The organism is Mesorhizobium sp. L2C066B000, assembly GCF_000502335.1.
Lineage (GTDB): Bacteria > Pseudomonadota > Alphaproteobacteria > Rhizobiales > Rhizobiaceae > Mesorhizobium.
This window is the reverse complement of the sequence record NZ_AYWZ01000007.1, coordinates 61,543-78,268: the sequence shown is the minus strand read 5'-3', so window position 1 is coordinate 78,268 and position 16,726 is coordinate 61,543. Positions and strand designations below refer to the sequence as shown.

The window sequence follows — 16,726 nt, the reverse complement described above, 5'->3', positions numbered from 1 at the left end:
CTTCAACGCATGTAGGGATTTGCCGGTCAACGGCAATGCTGCAATCCATCTCAGCCAACTGTGTGCCGGTTTTGCGGCAACGACACTGACGGGCCCAAAATCAATCGCCAAACAGCGACGCCAGTCCGTTGTTGATCATCTCGGTTCGTTCCGACGGGCCGTCGCCCGTTTGCCCATGCAGCATCAAAGGCGGGCGGATCGACAGCTTGCCGCGCGCGCCGAGCGCTGCCCTGACGACAATGCGGATTGCGGCTGCTTCCGGGCGCGGATGCACGGCCAGCATCTCGGCGTCGCCGAAGCGGCCCGACAGCGCATGGAGGAGGTCGCCAAGCTGTTCCGGCCGCGCAATGACGGCCAGGCCGCCGCGCGGCTTGGCGACGGCAGCCGCACTCCGGATCCAGCTTTCGAACAGCCCCTGTTCCATCACATGCGCCTGCCGCCGCAGCGGATCGGGCGTGGCGCGGTCTTGCGCCGCGTTGAAGGGCGGGTTCATGATGACGAAATCGAAGGAATTGTCGGCAAGGCCGGCTTGCGTCCGCGCCCGGCCCGACAGCGTGACGTCGGCGGTCAGCACCGAGGCGCGATTGCCGAGATGCGCATTGCCGGGATGGGCGAGCGTGGTTGTGGCGAAGCCTGCCATCTCGGTCGACCGTTCGACGAGCACGACCTGCGCCTCTGGGCAGCGCGACAGCACGGCAAGACCCGCCGCACCGGCGCCGGCGCCGAAATCGGCGAGGCGTCCAGCAAAGCCGGATGGAACTGCTGCCGCCAGCATCATGGCATCCATCCCGGCGCGATGCCCTGTCCTGGGCTGGACCAGCCAGAAGCGGCCGCGATGGAAGGCATCGACCGTGTGGGCCGGCGTATCGCTGGTAAGCGCGCTCGCTTCAGCCATTATGTCTGGCGGATTTCGTTCTCGATGCCGGCGTCTTTCAAGATGCGCCGCGCCTGATCGGCCTGGTCGGCATCGACCATCACGCGCTTCTGCAAAAGACCGATCGACCCTTCGAGAATGCTCATGTTCTGGTCGGCGACGAAGCAGGCGATCCCGGCATCGCGCATCAGCGATTCGACGAAGGAGATGATCACGGCATCGTTGGTGCGCACGAGTTCTATCATCGGACGAAGTTCGCAGGTTGCAGCGTTGATGTAAACGCCGGAGCATGGCGCCCAAAAGTGTGGAGCGGTTTTCGGGCAACGGTATGCGGTCGCTAAGGTTGACACGCCGTCACCGCAGCCGCGCCAATTCGCCTCTTGCCGTGCCCGTATGTGCCGCCCTAGAGTCCCAGGCGGGACCAGGGTGCCGTCGCACGCGTGATCAAAGACGGGAGTGTTTGTTGGTGGGTGTCGTTCTCAACATCGAAAACGGGAAGCGGGAACCCGCCTCCATCAAGGATCTCATCGACCTGACAGCAGCCGATATGGGGCGCGTCAACAAACTGATCCTGTCCAAGGCCGGCTCCGACGTCGAGATGATCCCGGAGGTCGCCAATCATCTGATCTCGTCGGGCGGCAAAAGGCTGCGTCCCATGCTGACGCTCGCGGCGGCCCAGATGTTCGGCTATTCCGGCGAGGGCCACGTCAAGCTCGCCACCGCGGTCGAGTTCATGCACACCGCCACGCTGCTCCATGACGACGTCGTCGACGAGAGCGGCATGCGGCGCGGCAAAAAGACTGCCCGCATGATCTGGGGCAACCAGGCGAGCGTGCTGGTCGGCGATTTCCTGCTCGGCCAGGCTTTTCGCATGATGGTCGATGTCGGTTCGCTGGAAGCGCTCGACATCCTGTCCAGCGCCGCCTCGATCATCGCCGAGGGCGAGGTGATGCAGCTGGCGGCCGCCAAGAACCTCGATACCACCGAGGACGAGCATTTCGCCGTCATCAAGGCCAAGACCGCGGCGCTGTTCTCGGCTGCCGCCGAGGTCGGCCCGGTCATCGCATCGGCGACGCGCAACGATCGCGCCGCCTTGCGCTCCTACGGCATGAATCTCGGCCTTGCCTTCCAGCTCATCGACGATGCGCTGGATTATGGCGGCTCCAGCCAGGAGCTGGGCAAGAATGTCGGCGACGATTTCCGCGAAGGCAAGGTTACACTGCCGGTCATCCTCGCCTACCGGCGCGGCACCAAGGCCGAGCGCACCTTCTGGAAGCGCGCCATCGAGGACAATGTCACCGACGATGCCGGCCTGGAAAAGGCGATCGGCCTGATGACCCGCCATGGCGCCATTGCCGACACCATCGGACGGGCCCGCCATTTCGGCGAGATCGCCCGCGATGCGCTGGCACCGCTGGAGGCGACGCCGCAGAAATCGGCGCTCATCGACGTCATCGACTTCTGCATCAGCCGGGTGAACTGACCCGCGCCTGGCGCCAAAGCAAGTTTGCACGCAAAATCGGGCAATCACCGCTCGACAATCGGCAGCAGTGCAAATTATCTATAAAACATGGCAAAGACCGCAGACGACACCATCGCCGTGCGCATCAGCAAGGTGCTGGCGGATCGCATCATATCGGGCGCGATCGAACCCGGCGCCCGGCTGCGGCAGGATCACATCGCCGAGGAATTCCAGACCAGCCATGTCCCGGTGCGCGAAGCCTTCCGGCGCCTGGAGGCGCAAGGGCTGGCGGTCAGTGAGCCCAGGCGGGGCGTGCGCGTCGCCGCTTTCGATCTCGGCGAGGTAAGGGAAGTCGCCGAAATGCGGGCAGCCCTCGAAGTGCTGGCGCTGCGCCATGCCGCGCCGCATCTGACGGCTTCCATTCTCAACCTTGCCGAAGAAGCCACAAAGGCCGGCGACAAATCCCGCGATGTCCGCTCTTGGGAGGAGGCCAACCGCACCTTCCACCGGCTGATCCTGGCGCCCTGCGGCATGCCGCGGCTCATCGCCACCATCGACGATTTGCACGCCGCAAGCGCCCGCTTCCTGTTCGCCGCCTGGCGCTCGGAATGGGAAATCCGCACCGACCAGGATCATCGCGCGATCCTGAGCGCGCTGCGGCAAGGCAACACCGAATCGGCCGCGGCCACGCTTGGCCGGCACGTTCAGTGGATCGGCCAGAAACCGGTCAAGACCGCGTCGGGCAAGATGCGCGAAGCGTTTGCCATCGTCGGGTAGGGACGAAGGGACAAGTCGTCGGATTCCGCGCGTAGCGATCCTTCACACCCCCCTCTGTCCTGCCGGACATCTCCCCCGCAAGGGGGGAGATCAACAGCTTTGCCGTTGCGTTAGTCCTGCAACGTCGGCCATTGGCGAAAGCAAAGGCGACATCCGATCTCCCCACTTGCGGGGGAGATGGCCGGCAGGCCAGAGGGGGGTGCTGTCCCGCCAGCCTTTCCAAATGTCCTTTATTCGACACGCAAGCCCAAGCCTTTTTAGGGGCGAGGGTTGCCATTCCCGCGCAAATATGGATTCGATAATAGATCGAACAACAAAATTATCTATAATTCAAACCAGCCAGGGAAGCCGCCATGACCGACATCGCCTTTTCGCCCTCCAAGCCCTCCTTCAGCCCGTTGCGCCTGCAAACCCGCTCGTATGCCTGGCAAGCCGCGGCCATCGTCATCGGCACGCTGTCCATTGCGCTCGCCTCCTACATGGAAGTGCCGATGCTGCCGGTTCCAATGAACATGCAGACCTTTGCGGTGACGCTGGTGGGCGCGCTCTACGGCTGGCGGCTCGGCGCGATCACCATCGCCGCATGGCTCGTCGAGGGCGCTGTGGGTTTGCCGGTGCTGTCGGGCGGAGCTGCCGGCATCCAGCATTTTGCCGGGCCGACCGCCGGTTATCTCTTCGCCTTCCCGCTTGTCGGCGCGCTCGTCGGCTGGCTGGCCGAGCGCGGCTGGAACGGCAACCGCGTGCTGCTCGCCTTCGCCGGCATGGTCCTCGGCAACCTCGCCTGCCTGGTTCTCGGCACGGCCTGGCTCGCCCTCATGATCGGCCTCGAACAGGCCATCGCCTTCGGCTTCTTGCCCTTCCTCGTCGGCGGCCTGCTGAAATCGGCGCTCGGCGCCGCGACGCTCAAGCTGTTTTGGAGCAACAAGGCGGACCCGGCAGGAGCATGATCCCGAAAAGTGGAGTCCGGTTTTCGGAAGAGATCATGCTCAAACAAAGAGATGGAGCCCCATCCCGATACCATCGGGATGGAACAGGCTCCGCTGGTGCGTCCTGACCGATGACCGTCCGGCTGCGCTCCCACCATCTTCTTTGCCTGCTGACCTATATCGGCGAAGGGTACAGCGCAGCCTTCGTCGCCAACTATGACGTGATCGCGAAACGTCTGGGCCGGGGCGAGGATATTCTGATCGTCTCCGGCCCCGACGACATCTGCCAGCCGCTGCTCGGCGGGGCGCAGCCCCACTGCTTGCGCGAAAGCGCCGCCGGCCGGGACGAGCTGGCAGCACGCGATGTCGGCAAGCTGCTGACCCGGCCGATCCGGGCCGGCGTCCGCTTCAGCCTCGACGCGGCAACGCTTGCCGGCTTGCGCGCCGCCTTTGCAGCCGGCGTGACGCGTGAGGCCTGCCAGGGTTGCGAGTGGGCCGGCCTGTGCAGCACTGTCGCGGCAGGCGGATATCGCGATGTCAGGCTGTAGCTCCCAACCCCGATCTGCTATTGTCGGAACCGATAGTGTCTGCGTCGCCATGGTTTGTTAATCGGGTGACCCGATTGTGAATTCGGCCCGGATTGAAGCCTGACCCCAAAAAGGCCATGCTTTGTCAGGAAACATCGAGTCTATGGCTTCTCCGCGCCGACGCGGGATGGCGCTTGGCTGAAAGGGATACGATGCGGCAAGGACGTGCGCGCTGGCTCGCGGGGCTGGCAATTGTGGCAGGGATGGCGATTTCTCCGCTGCCTGCCTACGCCAAGGAATCGACCGACCCGGTCAAGATCACCTCCTTCTCGGGCGCCTATCTCGCCGCCCGCATCGCCGAAGGCGACAACGACCTCGACAATGCCATCGCTTATTACAAGCAGGCGCTCGCCTTCAATCCCGGCGACACCTCACTGCAGCAAAGCCTGATGCTGTCGCTGATCGCGCAAGGCCGCTTCGAGGAATCGCTGGTCTATGCCGACAAGCTCAAGGGAGTTCCCGACGTCGAGCGCTTCTCGCGTCTGGCTCTGGCGGTCGATTCCTTCCACAAGAAGGATTTCACCAAGGCGCAGTACTGGCTCAAGCTGTCGCTCGAATCCGATCTCGACCGACTGATTTCCGGCGTCATGTCCGGCTGGGCACAAGAGGGCGCCGGCGACCCCACCGGGGCGATGGCCTCGATCGACAAACTGCAGGGGCCTGACTGGTTCGGCCTGTTCAAGTCCTTCCACCGCGCGCTGATCGCCGATGCCGCAGGCCTATCGGACAAGGCCGACGCGCTTTATGACGCGACCCTGACCGACGTCACGGCCGGCGGTGCCGCGCCCGAGACATGGATGCGCAACGCCCAGGCCTACGCGTCTTTCCTGGCGCGCAAGGGCAACAAGAACAAGGCGCTCTACGTGCTCGACAAGGCCGAGGCGTTCGCGCCCGGCAAGCTCGACATCCAGGCGCTTCGCGACAGGATCAGCAAGGGCGACAAGATCGAGCCCTTCGTCGCCAGTCCCTCCGAAGGCGCCGCTGAAATCCTGCTCGACCTCGCCATCGCGCTCAATCGCGGCGGCGGCGAGCCGTTCGTGCGCCTCTATCTGCAATATGCGCTCGCGCTCAAGCCAGACAGCGACGCCGCTTTGGTGCAGCTTGCCGCCGTTGCGGAGCAGCTGAAGGACGGCGAAGGCGCCATTGCGCTCTATAGCCGCATTCCAGCCTCCTCGCCGCTGAAGGAGCTTTCCGACCTGCAGCTCGGCCTCAACCTTGCCGATCTCAACCGTCACGACGAGGCGATCGCCCATCTCAAGGCATTCGTCGAAGCTCACCCCGATGACATGCGCGCCTATCTGGCGCTGGGCGGGGTCTATGCCTCGAAGGAGGATTTCCGCTCCGCCGCCACTCTCTACGACAAGGCGGTCGCGGTGCTGAAGACGCCGACCAATGCCAACTGGAACATCTACTATCAGCGCGGCATCGCCTATGAGCGGCTGAAGGAATGGCCCAAGGCCGAACCGAACTTCCTCAAGGCGCTGGAACTGTTCCCCGACCAGCCGCAGGTGCTGAACTATCTCGGCTATTCCTGGGTCGACATGAACATGAACCTCAAGGAAGGCCTGGCGATGATCCAGAAGGCCGTCGACCTCAGGCCGAGCGACGGCTACATCGTCGATTCGCTGGGCTGGGCCTATTTCCGCATGGGCCGGTTCGACGACGCCGTGCGCGAAATGGAGCGCGCCGTGTCGCTCAAGCCGGAAGATCCGGTGCTCAACGACCATCTCGGCGATGCCTATTGGCGCGTCGGCCGCAAGCTCGAAGCCACTTTCCAGTGGAATCAGGCGCGCGACCTGAAGCCGGATCCCGATGTGCTTGCCATTTTGCAGCAGAAGCTGATGAAGGGCCTGCCGCCGATCGAATCCAACACGGCGCAGGAAACCCCGAAGGTCAAGCCGGCCACCCCGCCAGCGCCGAAGGGGTGATCGGGCCATACTTCTGATGAAACGGGGCTCGCTGAGCCCCGTTTTTGTTTCGGCTAGGCGTCTTAGAGCAATTCCAGGAAAAGTGTGCGCGGTTTTCCGCTCGGAATTGCGACAGAAACAAAGAGATAGAGACGCCCTATCGCGATCGTCATTCTATGGCGGAGCAAGGAGCGAAGCGACGCGGCGCAGACCCAGCGTTGGCGCTCATTCTAGAACAGCTTTCGGTAGACGACGAAGCCCGAGAGATCGCCGATCTTGTCGTAGAGCTTCATCGCCGTGTGGTTGGTTTCGTGTGTCAGCCAGTAGACGCGGCTGGAGCCTGCGGTTTGCGCCCTGGTATAGACGTCTTCGATCAGTGCCCGGCCGACGCCCTTGCCGCGCGACGCCTCATTGGTGAAGAGGTCCTGCAGATAGCAGTTCGGCGAAATCGCCGTCGTGGTGCGGTGATAGAGATAGTGGACAAGACCGAGAAGCTTGCCTTCGCTCTCCGCGACCAGCGCATGCATAGGCTCATAGGCATCGAAGAAGCGCGACCATGTCATTGCAGTGATGTCACCGGGCAGGGCGGTCTCGCCCGAGCGGCCGTAAAACGCATTGTAGCCGTCCCACAGCGGCAGCCATTGCTCGTAATCCTCTCGGGTGACGGGGCGTACGGTGAGCTGGCCTTGCATGGCTGAACCTCTGTCGTTGAAGCTGGGCGAGCAAACGGCCACCGGCACCGTCCGGCAATGGGCCAGTCCGAAGCAAAGCGTTCAACCTCTCATCAAGGCGGCGATAGGCGCTGCCTTGACGCTAGCCGGCCCGGCAACTAGGGAATGGGATCATTTCAGCGCTTTCCGAGGCCGCCGTGACGTCAGACAGTCCAGCCCATATACATCCCAGCCGCTCGTTCCAGGGGCTGATCCTGACCCTGCACAATTACTGGGCCGCCTATGGCTGCGTCATCCTGCAGCCTTACGACATGGAAGTCGGCGCCGGCACCTTCCATCCGGCCACCACGCTGCGCGCGCTCGGGCCCAAGGGCTGGAACGCCGCCTATGTCCAGCCCTCGCGCCGGCCCAAGGACGGCCGCTACGGCGAAAACCCCAACCGGCTGCAGCATTATTACCAGTACCAGGTGATCCTGAAGCCCAACCCGCCGAACCTGCAGGAGCTCTATCTCGGCTCGCTCAAGGCGATCGGCGTCGATCCGTCGCTGCACGACATTCGCTTCGTCGAGGACGACTGGGCAAGCCCGACGCTTGGCGCCTGGGGGCTCGGCTGGGAGTGCTGGTGCGACGGCATGGAAGTGTCGCAGTTCACCTATTTCCAGCAGGTCTGCGGCATCGAATGCGCGCCGGTGGCGGGAGAACTGACCTACGGCCTGGAGCGGCTGGCCATGTATGTGCAGGGCGTCGACAATGTCTACGACCTCAACTTCAATGGCCGAGAAGGCGCCGAAAAAGTCACCTATGGCGATGTCTTCCTGCAGGCCGAGCAGGAATATTCCAGGCACAATTTCGAATATGCCAACACCGCCATGCTGCTCAGGCATTTCGAGGACGCCGAAGCCGAATGCAAGGCGCTGCTCGCGGCCGGCGCCCCGGCTTCGAACGACAATCTGCCGATGCACCGCATGGTCTTCCCGGCCTATGACCAGTGCATCAAGGCCAGCCACGTCTTCAACCTGCTCGACGCGCGCGGCGTGATTTCGGTGACCGAGCGGCAGAGCTACATCCTGCGGGTGCGCAATCTGGCGAAAGCCTGCGGCGAGGCATTTTTGCAGACCCAGGCCGGCGGGCTCGCCGCCTGAGGCTCACTTCATCATTTCGAGGGAAATGTTGATTGGGGCCAACATCGGGCCAGTCGACCCCGCCATGGTCCGCATAGCCTGCCGTACGCCCGGCATCGAGAAGGCGCCATGCACCTGCGCGGCGAAACAGGCGCTGAGCGCGATGATCTGGAGAAGTCTCGATGCCGTTTTCATGGTCGTTCAGCCAATAGGTCCCTGCCTGAGCGTTGGTCGCTTCAGCGCTGCGTTTGGTTCATGGAAATCTTTGATCAAAGGACGGGCGGGCTGGTTGCGGCCCGACAGGGGGGGTCAAAATTCCTGGAAACAGCGGTCAGCCGAGTTGCCATGCCCTCTTACCTCCCCCTAGATGGGGGAGGTCGCCGCGAAGCGGCGGGTGGGGGTGACAGCGCGACGTTCCATGCCAAAACTCGATCGATTCAAGCTGCATTCTGCGCAAAGGCTTCGCGCGGCGATGACCGACGAGGAACGCATCCTGTGGCGGCATCTGTGGCGCATTCCAGTAGAAGGCACTCATTTTCGCAGGCAGGCGTCGGTAGGCGTTTACTTCCCTGATTTCATCTCCCACCGGCTGAAGCTGATCATTGAGGTGGACGGTGCCCATCACAGCTTCGATGACCAGCTGCGCCATGACGAGCGTCGAACGAAATGGTTCGAGAGCCAAGGCTACCGCGTCATTCGCTTCTGGAACCATGAAATCAAAAACGAACTGGATTCCGTGCTCGATACGATCTATGCGGCGGTGGAAGAACGAAAATCACACCTGCGTTTGCGCGATGGTGCCGAAGGTATCGGCGGCTGAGAGGTCGCCACCCCACCCCGGCGCTACGCGCCGACCCTCCCCATCAAGGGGAGAGTGGGAGCTTAACCATGCCAGACCTGCTCTTAGAACTTCGCTCCGAGGAAATCCCCGCCCAGCCGCGCGTCCGCAGCGCCGGAGGCGCGAGGACGCGCAATCAGGAAGAAGGCATGCGGGTGGAGAAACTCTGATGCCTGATCTTTTGCTAGAACTTCGCTCCGAGGAAATCCCCGCCCGNAGAAGGCATGCGGGTGGAGAAACTCTGATGCCTGATCTTTTGCTAGAACTTCGCTCCGAGGAAATCCCCGCCCGGCCGCGCAACCGCAGCGCCGGAGGCGCGAGGACGCGCAATCAGGGAGAAGGCATGCGGGTGGAGAAACTCTGATGCCGGATTTGTTGCTGGAACTTCGCTCCGAGGAAATCCCCGCCCGTATGCAGCGCAAGGCGGCGGGCGATCTCAGGAAGATGCTGACCGACGGTCTGGTCGAGGCGGGTCTGACCTATGACGCCGCGCGCGAATACTGGACGCCGCGGCGCCTGGCGCTCGATGTCAGGGGCCTGACCGCGCGCTCGAAGGATATCCACGAGGAGATCAAGGGGCCGTCGACGACGGCGCCGGAACAGGCGGTGCAGGGCTTTCTGCGCAAGGCAGGTCTTGCCTCGGCTGCCGAGGCGCATGTCCATTCCGATCCGAAGAAGGGCGACTTCTACGTCGCCCATATTTCGAAGCCGGGCAGGGCGGCGGAAGAAATCATCGCCGAACTGGTGCCGGCCATCATTCGCGGCTTCCCCTGGCCGACATCGATGCGATGGGGGCCGGCTTCGGCGAAGCCCGGTTCGCTGCGCTGGGTGCGGCCGCTGCAGACGATTCTGTGCACCTTCGGGCCGGAGACCGAGGAGCCGGTGGTGGTCGATTTCGAGATCGATGGCATCCGCTCGGGCAATATCACCTACGGCCATCGTTTCATGGCGCCGGGTGAAATCACCGTGCGTCGCTTCGACGATTACGTGACCAAGCTGGAAGCAGCCAAGGTCGTGCTCGACGGCGACCGGCGCAAGGAGATCATCCTTGCCGACGCCCGCAACCTCGCCTTCGCCAACGGGCTCGATCTGGTCGAGGACGAAGGGCTGCTGGAGGAAGTGTCGGGCCTGGTCGAATGGCCGGTGGTGCTGATGGGCGAATTCGAGCAGGCCTTTCTTGCCATTCCGCCCGAGGTGGTGCGGCTGACCATTCGCGCCAATCAGAAATGCTTTGTCACCCGTCCGCAAGGCGACGGCGAAAACCTTTCCAACCGCTTCATCCTCACTGCCAACATCGAGGCGAAGGATGGCGGCAAGGAGATCGCGCACGGCAACGGCAAGGTGGTGCGCGCGCGCCTGTCGGATGCGCTGTACTTCTGGCGGACCGACCAGGGCGATCTGCCCGATCTGGGAGAGCTCGAGGCATCGGCAAAAAAGTTCGGGCTCGATCTGAAAAAGCCGCTCGACCAACGCATGGCCCGCCTCGACCATCTCGGGGTGACTTTCCACGCCAAGCTCGGCACGCAAGGCGAGCGGGTGGAGCGGATCAAGCGGCTGGCGGAAGAGCTGGCGCCAACAGTGGCGCAGTCGATCTCCCCCCTTGAGGGGGAGATCGCCGGCACGCCAGAGGGGGTCGCTTCGGCTGCCGCGACGCCGTCCGGTCTCTCGAAGAAAGAGGGAGTTGGCGCTCCACGCGAGACGACCCCCTCTGTCGCCTTCGGCGACATCTCCCCCTCAAGGGGGGAGATTACCGCGCTCGCGGCCCGCGCCGCGGTGCTGGCCAAGGCCGATCTTACGACCGAAGCAGTGGGCGAGTTTCCGGAACTGCAAGGCGCCATGGGGCGCAAATACGCGCTGCTGCAGGGCGAGCATCCGTCCGTGGCTGCGGCGATCGAGGAGCACTACAAACCGCAAGGTCCGTCGGATAGCGTGCCGACCAATCCGGTGTCGATTGCCGTCGCGCTGGCCGACAAAATCGATACGCTGGTCGGCTTCTGGGCAATAGATGAAAAGCCGACGGGATCAAAAGACCCCTATGCGCTGCGCCGGGCGGCGTTGGGCGTGGTTAGAATATTGATTGAGAATCGTATCCGTTTGGCGCTGACACCCATCTTTGGGAGCGCTTACGAGTGGGCGAACTATCTCGATAAGAATGCTGCTTCAACGCTGGAAGTGAGGGCGGAGCAGATTTATCGCTCCGACCTCCTCGCCTTCTTCCACGACCGCCTGAAAGTCTATCTCCGCGACAAGGGCGCCCGTCACGATCTCATCGATGCGGTCATCACGCCGCAGTCGGACGACCTCCTGCAGATCGTCCGCCGCGTCGAGGCGCTAGGGTCCTTCCTCGACACCGAGGACGGCAAGAACCTGCTCGCCGGCGCCAAGCGCGCGGCCAACATTCTGGCGGCCGAGGAGAAGAAGAAAACGCGCGTCGCCGCAACTGTAGAGCCGGCGCTGTTTCGCGAGGAGGCCGAGAAATCGCTGTTTGCGGCGGTGAATCAGGCGGAGAGAGAAGCCGGCGAAGCGATTCAAAACGAAGACTTTTCCGCCGCCATGCTGGCGCTTAGCGTGTTGCGTGAACCGGTTGATTCATTCTTTGAACGCGTTCTCGTGAATGATGAGGACCAGGCCGTGCGCGCCAACCGCCTGGCGCTGCTGGCTCGCATCCGCACGGCCACCGATCAGGTCGCGGATTTTTCCAGGATAGCTGGCTAAAGGGCAGATAAGCCCGAAGACAGCGACGACAAGGGCGGTGCTCACACGCCGCCCTTCTTGTCCGTGACCAACGTGTCAGTCTTGAGGCTGACTCCGTCAGTCCTCCCGAGGTTGACGAAGTCAATCCTCCAAAATGCTGACATGCACGCTGTCTGAATAGACGTCGACCTGGATCAGCGGCTCGCCATTGACGATGGCGTTCCGTGTCGAGGAGCTCATCGCGCCACCGCGCTTCAGCATGCGTTCCAGATACGCGCGATCATCGTTGCTGCGGAACCAGTCATCGCCCTGGTCGTCGGCATCGCGCCGGTGGAACTTGTGCCAGTTGGCACGGTCCTGCCGCACCATCTGTGCTGCGCTGCTCAGCTCATAGCCGTCGCTGGCATGGTGGTCGCGATCGGAAATGCGCGCGACGTAGGACCCTAGCTCGTCACCGGCCTGCGCGCCGCCGACAGCTATAGGTGACGCCAGCAACAGGCCGGCAATGGTCAAAGATTTCGTCATGTTCATGATAACCCCTCGCTCTCCTAGAACCCGGCGCGCTCATGCCAAACCCGATTGGCGAAATTGGGGCCGCCGCCGCCAAGCCGATCGTGCGCCGGGGCGTCGATCGGCGTCAAGCGGCATGGATCGGCCGACTGTCTTGGCCGACTGTCTTGGCTGAATGGCCTACTCGGCTTTGCCGACGCCCTCGATCGGCTGCTGCGGTGTTGCTGCCGGCTGCGGCGCTGCCGGTTGCGACTCGGGCTTGCCGTTCGATGCCGTTGCAGTTCCGGCTGGCGCGGTCTCTGCCGTCGTCTCCGCTGCCGGCGCCGCGGCGCTCGCCCTGGCCGGAGCCGGCGCGGCGAAGGCGCCGCCGACGACGCCGCCGCGAATGATCATCGGGTCCTGCCTGGGCTTTTCGGGGATCGCCGCGACCTTTTCATAGGTCACATCGGGCTGGGCATCGCCGAGCGCGACGATCGATGGCGACGAGGCGATCCTGACCGGTTCGGCTCCGCCGATCTTGATGATTGACGGCGTCGAGTTCGAGACGCCGAGAAAGACGATCGACGAGGCGTGCGCCCTACCGGTCATCGCCGCCAGGGTGAAACCAAGCGCTCCAAGCACACGCATCGACATCGAAACCGTCCCCTTGCCCAACAAGCTGCCAGCCCTAACCCAGGTAGCCTAGCCCCAGTGGATTGATGCCGCCTTGCAGGGAAACATAGCATTTTAGGCATTGATAATTCGCCAACGCTGGCTTGCCCGAAAACCACTGCCGTATTAGAGCAATTCCAGGAAAAGTGAGTAGCGGTTTTCCGTCCGGAATTGCGCAAAAACAAATACTTAGAGCGTTTCAGCGAACAGCTGAACCGCTCTAACGCATGTCGCTCAAAAGTGGCCCCGGTTTTGAGAGAACGACATGCATCAAAACAAAGACCTAAAGCGCGTCGCATGAATCCGGTTCAGCGCGACGCGCTCTAGGTCCGGTGCCTGTGAGGTGAAGCGAGTGGCTGAGATACTATCCGTCGGCGAAGCGATGGAGCAGGCGTTGGCGCTGCTTGAGGGCGGCGACGTCGTCGCCATCCCGACGGAGACCGTCTATGGACTGGCCAGCGACGCGACCAATGGCGTCGGCGTCGCCCGCATCTTCGAAGCCAAGGGCCGGCCGCGCTTCAACCCGCTGATCGCCCATGTCGCCGATCTCGCGATGGCCGAGCGCATTGCGATCTTCGACCCGCTTTCGAAGCGGCTGGCCGAGGCGTTCTGGCCGGGGCCGCTGACGCTGGTGCTGCCGCTCCGACCCGGCAACGGCATCCATCCGCTGGTCACCGCCGGGCTCGATACGATCGCGCTGCGCATGCCGAGGGGCTTCGGCGGCGAGCTGATCGCCAGGCTCGGCCGGCCGCTGGCCGCGCCCAGCGCGAACTCTTCGGGCAAGATAAGCGCCACGACGGCGCAAGCCGTGGCGGCCGATCTCGGCGCCAAAATCCGGCTGGTGGTCGATGGCGGCGCCACCCCGGTCGGGCTGGAATCGACCATCGTCAAGGTCGAAGGCAACAGCGTGCGGCTGCTGAGGCCAGGCGGCATCGCTGCCGCCGATATCGAGGCCGTCACCGGCATCAAGCTGCAGCGCGGCGCGACAGCCGGCATCGAGGCGCCCGGCATGCTGGCGTCGCATTATGCGCCGAGCGCATCGGTGCGGCTCGATGCACAGAGTGTGGCTGAAGGCGAGGCCTTGCTGGCCTTTGGTGGCGACCGCGCCGAAGGCTGGCAAGCGGCGGCCGCCTTGCGCAACCTGTCCGCGTCAGGCGATTTGCGCGAAGCCGCAAGCAATCTGTTCGCGTATTTGCAGGAACTCGACCGCAGCGGTGCGGCGACGATCGCCGTCGAGCCGATCCCGTTCGATGGGCTCGGCGAGGCGATCAACGATCGGCTGTTTCGTGCCGCTGCCCCCCGTGACAAGCTCGACTGAGCGCCATAGTTTGCGCCGATGAACGACTCCCCCTTCGACCTCGATCCCGCTCTCATCGACCGCTTCACTGCCATTGTCGGCGAAAAATATGCACTGCGCGACCAAGCTGATATTGCGCCGTATCTGACTGAGCGGCGCGGGCTGTGGCACGGCAGGACGGCCTTGGTGCTGCGTCCCGGCAGCGTCGACGAGGTCAGCCGGATCATGCGGCTGGCGAGCGAGACGGGAACGCCGGTCGTGCCGCAAAGCGGCAACACCGGGCTGGTCGGCGCCCAGGTGCCGGATGCCTCCGGCCGCGAGATCGTGCTTTCTTTGTCGCGGCTGAACCGCATTCGCGAGATCGACGTCTTCTCCAACACGGTAACAGTCGAGGCCGGCGTTATCCTGCAGACGCTGCAGGAAGCGGCCGATGCCACCGACCGGCTGTTTCCGCTGTCGCTCGCCGCGCAAGGGTCCTGCCAGATCGGCGGCAATCTCTCGTCCAATGCCGGCGGCACCGGCGTGCTTGCCTATGGCAATGCGCGCGAACTCTGCCTCGGCGTCGAAGTGGTGCTGCCGACCGGCGAAGTCTTCGACGATCTGCGCAAACTGAAGAAGGACAACACCGGTTACGATCTGAAGAACCTGTTCGTCGGCGCCGAAGGCACGCTCGGCATCATCACCGCGGCGGTGCTGAAACTGTTTCCCAAGCCCAAGGGGCGCGAAGTGGCCTTTGCCGGCCTGTCGTCGCCGGAAGCAGCGCTTTCGCTGTTCAGCCTGGCGATGGACCGGGCAGGGGCGGCACTCACCGCCTTCGAGCTGATCGGCCAGCGTCCTTATGATTTCACGCTGCGCCATGCGCAGGGCGTCACGCGGCCGCTGGCGCAGGATTGGCCATGGTATGTGTTGATGCAGGTGTCGTCGGGCCGTTCGGCCGAGGACGCCAGGGGGCTGATCGAAGAAGTGCTGTCGGCAGGCCTCCAGCAAGGCATCGTCGGCGACGCGGTGATCGCGGCCAGCCTGGCGCAGGGCGACGCGTTCTGGAACTTCCGCGAGGTGCTGCCGGATTCGCAAAAGCCCGAAGGCGCTTCGATCAAGCATGATATTTCGGTACCGGTGGCATCCATCCCGGCGTTTATCGAAAAGGCGGCCGGTGCAGTGGCTTCGGTCAGTCCGCAGGCGCGCGTGGTCTGCTTCGGCCATATGGGCGACGGCAATCTCCACTACAACATCTCCCGGCCGGAGGGCGGTGACGACGAAGCGTTTCTCGGCCTCTACCACGCCATGAACCATGCCGTGCACGATGTCGTGCGCTCCTTCCACGGCTCGATCTCGGCCGAGCACGGCATCGGCCAGTTGAAGCGCGACGAGCTGATCGCCACCGCGCCGCCAATGGCGATCGAGCTGATGCGCCGGGTGAAGGCCGTCTTCGATCCGGCCGGCATCATGAATCCCGGTAAGGTTATCTGATCCTTTCAACATTTTGTGGCTGGTCTCATTCCGATAACCATTGCCTGAGATCAGCAAAATTTAACTGACTTTCTTAAGCCGGGCGGCAGAAGCTCGCGCTAATGTTTCACACAACGAGGCCGGGAAAACCGGCCCGGAGAGACCCGCAAAACGGCTCTCAGGAGAAACACAGGAAGGCAGCAGATGAACAGTGTATTGAAGCCCGTCTGGGCCGGGCGCAACATGCGCCTCGACCCATTCCGCCTGCCGCAAGTGGTGAGCTATGCCACGCGCGACGACTATGGCGACGTTACCTTCACCATCGACCAGCGCGGCGCCGTCATCCGCCGCACGCTCGAGATGAGCGGCGTGCCGGCGATCATCGCGCTGCCCGCCAACGCGTTTCGCGGCGTCGCCGCCCGCGCGATGGAGGATGCGCAAGGCAATGTCACGGTAACCCTCGAACTCCTGCACAACGACCCGATGCTGTCGGTGCCGCTGCTGGTGGCCGACGATCTCGACGACGTCGCCGCCGACTGGCGCGCCTGGGCCGATGCTTACCGGCTGCAGATGCTGCTGATCGAATCCGACGGCATTGCCCGCACGCTTGAGGAATCGCTCGGCGCCGCCATCAAGGCGCTGCCGGCCAAGGATCGCCGCAAGGGCCGGGTCTCGACCACGCGCCGCCCGCGCTTCCTCGCCCGCCGCAGGGCCGGCAATCTCGGGCTGAGACTGGTGATCGACGGCCAGGAGATTATTTCGCGGGAGTAGCTTGACCGGCGATTGGCGAAACCGCCGACGACAGCCTTCTTCTCCCCGTCACTATACGGGGGTTGAGGAGCGGTCCGCGTAGCGGACGAAAAGCCAATTGCTTGGCTTTTCGAGTGACCAACGCCCTGCAGGGCGATGAGGGGCGGCGCTGACCGAGGCATTTCTCGCAATATCGCCGCTGTGCATCTCAC

At 63.6% G+C, this 16,726-nt stretch carries 16 protein-coding genes; 11 read left to right on the top strand and 5 right to left on the bottom strand.

What is annotated here, in order from left to right; all coding sequences use genetic code 11:
* Positions 1-100 precede the first annotated feature (100 nt).
* Positions 101-895, bottom strand: a complete 795-nt coding sequence (locus X733_RS149220) for a tRNA1(Val) (adenine(37)-N6)-methyltransferase (RefSeq protein ID WP_023818985.1) — start codon at positions 893-895, stop codon at positions 101-103.
* The gene (locus X733_RS149225) at positions 895-1,119 is read right to left on the bottom strand and encodes a DUF2007 domain-containing protein (RefSeq protein WP_023692106.1); all 225 of its coding nucleotides are present in this window, start codon (positions 1,117-1,119) and stop codon (positions 895-897) included. Before X733_RS149225 ends, X733_RS149220 begins: the two co-directional genes overlap by 1 nt.
* Positions 1,120-1,340: 221 nt before the next feature.
* Between X733_RS149225 and X733_RS149230 the strand changes: the two genes are divergently transcribed.
* The 5 genes from X733_RS149230 (at position 1,341) to X733_RS149250 (ending at position 6,554) form a co-directional block, all read left to right on the top strand.
* Positions 1,341-2,357: a polyprenyl synthetase family protein gene (locus X733_RS149230; protein WP_023668471.1), complete on the top strand. Its 1,017-nt coding sequence runs from the start codon at positions 1,341-1,343 to the stop codon at positions 2,355-2,357.
* Positions 2,358-2,444: 87 nt separating this feature from the next.
* Positions 2,445-3,113 (top strand): GntR family transcriptional regulator, encoded by a 669-nt coding sequence (locus tag X733_RS149235; protein WP_023687112.1) that lies wholly within the window; start codon positions 2,445-2,447, stop codon positions 3,111-3,113.
* A 353-nt stretch (positions 3,114-3,466) separates the two neighbouring features.
* A complete protein-coding gene (locus X733_RS149240; RefSeq protein ID WP_023684369.1) occupies positions 3,467-4,060 on the top strand; it encodes a biotin transporter BioY in 594 nt (197 codons plus the stop codon).
* Positions 4,061-4,170: 110 nt separating this feature from the next.
* Positions 4,171-4,587, top strand: coding sequence for a DUF1284 domain-containing protein (locus tag X733_RS149245; protein ID WP_023684368.1), 417 nt, complete (start codon positions 4,171-4,173; stop codon positions 4,585-4,587).
* A gap of 191 nt (positions 4,588-4,778) precedes the next feature.
* Positions 4,779-6,554, top strand: coding sequence for a tetratricopeptide repeat protein (locus tag X733_RS149250; protein ID WP_023828033.1), 1,776 nt, complete (start codon positions 4,779-4,781; stop codon positions 6,552-6,554).
* Positions 6,555-6,763: 209 nt separating this feature from the next.
* On the opposite strand, the gene X733_RS149255 is transcribed toward X733_RS149250, so the two are convergent.
* Positions 6,764-7,225, bottom strand: a complete 462-nt coding sequence (locus tag X733_RS149255) for a GNAT family N-acetyltransferase (RefSeq protein ID WP_023684366.1) — start codon at positions 7,223-7,225, stop codon at positions 6,764-6,766.
* 176 nt (positions 7,226-7,401) lie between these two features.
* Between X733_RS149255 and X733_RS149260 the strand changes: the two genes are divergently transcribed.
* From X733_RS149260 to glyS, 3 genes are all read left to right on the top strand, one after another.
* Positions 7,402-8,346: a glycine--tRNA ligase subunit alpha gene (locus X733_RS149260; RefSeq protein ID WP_023818984.1), complete on the top strand. Its 945-nt coding sequence runs from the start codon at positions 7,402-7,404 to the stop codon at positions 8,344-8,346.
* Between the two features lie 397 nt (positions 8,347-8,743).
* Positions 8,744-9,145: a DUF559 domain-containing protein gene (locus X733_RS0134965; RefSeq protein ID WP_050588668.1), complete on the top strand. Its 402-nt coding sequence runs from the start codon at positions 8,744-8,746 to the stop codon at positions 9,143-9,145.
* Between the two features lie 381 nt (positions 9,146-9,526).
* Positions 9,527-11,878 carry a glycine--tRNA ligase subunit beta gene (glyS, locus tag X733_RS1000000167195; RefSeq protein ID WP_050588667.1) on the top strand — a complete coding sequence of 784 codons (2,352 nt, stop codon included), beginning with the start codon at positions 9,527-9,529 and terminating at the stop codon, positions 11,876-11,878.
* A gap of 120 nt (positions 11,879-11,998) precedes the next feature.
* Here glyS and X733_RS149265 read toward each other — a convergent pair whose 3' ends face one another.
* Complete coding sequence (locus tag X733_RS149265; protein ID WP_245274442.1) at positions 11,999-12,382, bottom strand: hypothetical protein; 384 nt, start codon at positions 12,380-12,382, stop codon at positions 11,999-12,001.
* Between the two features lie 165 nt (positions 12,383-12,547).
* On the bottom strand, positions 12,548-13,000 hold the full coding sequence (locus X733_RS149270) for a hypothetical protein (protein WP_023818980.1): 453 nt from the start codon (positions 12,998-13,000) through the stop codon (positions 12,548-12,550).
* 370 nt (positions 13,001-13,370) lie between these two features.
* Here X733_RS149270 and X733_RS149275 point away from each other — a divergent pair, with 370 nt between their 5' ends.
* From X733_RS149275 to X733_RS149285, 3 genes are all read left to right on the top strand, one after another.
* Positions 13,371-14,336, top strand: a complete 966-nt coding sequence (locus tag X733_RS149275) for an L-threonylcarbamoyladenylate synthase (RefSeq protein ID WP_031193423.1) — start codon at positions 13,371-13,373, stop codon at positions 14,334-14,336.
* 18 nt (positions 14,337-14,354) lie between these two features.
* Entirely contained in the window at positions 14,355-15,785 is a 1,431-nt protein-coding gene (locus X733_RS149280; protein ID WP_023818978.1) for an FAD-binding oxidoreductase, read from the top strand.
* 183 nt (positions 15,786-15,968) lie between these two features.
* Entirely contained in the window at positions 15,969-16,535 is a 567-nt protein-coding gene (locus X733_RS149285) for a DUF6101 family protein (RefSeq protein ID WP_023668457.1), read from the top strand.
* Positions 16,536-16,726: the final 191 nt, after the last annotated feature.

Coding starts and splice junctions, on each gene's coding strand:
- X733_RS149220 (WP_023818985.1), bottom strand. CDS start 895: ATGGCTGAAGCGAGCGCGCTTACCAGCGATACGCCGGCCCACACGGTC.
- X733_RS149225 (WP_023692106.1), bottom strand. CDS start 1,119: ATGATAGAACTCGTGCGCACCAACGATGCCGTGATCATCTCCTTCGTC.
- X733_RS149235 (WP_023687112.1), top strand. CDS start 2,445: ATGGCAAAGACCGCAGACGACACCATCGCCGTGCGCATCAGCAAGGTG.
- X733_RS149240 (WP_023684369.1), top strand. CDS start 3,467: ATGACCGACATCGCCTTTTCGCCCTCCAAGCCCTCCTTCAGCCCGTTG.
- X733_RS149245 (WP_023684368.1), top strand. CDS start 4,171: ATGACCGTCCGGCTGCGCTCCCACCATCTTCTTTGCCTGCTGACCTAT.
- X733_RS149250 (WP_023828033.1), top strand. CDS start 4,779: ATGCGGCAAGGACGTGCGCGCTGGCTCGCGGGGCTGGCAATTGTGGCA.
- X733_RS149255 (WP_023684366.1), bottom strand. CDS start 7,225: ATGCAAGGCCAGCTCACCGTACGCCCCGTCACCCGAGAGGATTACGAG.
- X733_RS0134965 (WP_050588668.1), top strand. CDS start 8,744: ATGCCAAAACTCGATCGATTCAAGCTGCATTCTGCGCAAAGGCTTCGC.
- glyS (WP_050588667.1), top strand. CDS start 9,527: ATGCCGGATTTGTTGCTGGAACTTCGCTCCGAGGAAATCCCCGCCCGT.
- X733_RS149265 (WP_245274442.1), bottom strand. CDS start 12,382: ATGACGAAATCTTTGACCATTGCCGGCCTGTTGCTGGCGTCACCTATA.
- X733_RS149270 (WP_023818980.1), bottom strand. CDS start 13,000: ATGTCGATGCGTGTGCTTGGAGCGCTTGGTTTCACCCTGGCGGCGATG.
- X733_RS149280 (WP_023818978.1), top strand. CDS start 14,355: ATGAACGACTCCCCCTTCGACCTCGATCCCGCTCTCATCGACCGCTTC.
- X733_RS149285 (WP_023668457.1), top strand. CDS start 15,969: ATGAACAGTGTATTGAAGCCCGTCTGGGCCGGGCGCAACATGCGCCTC.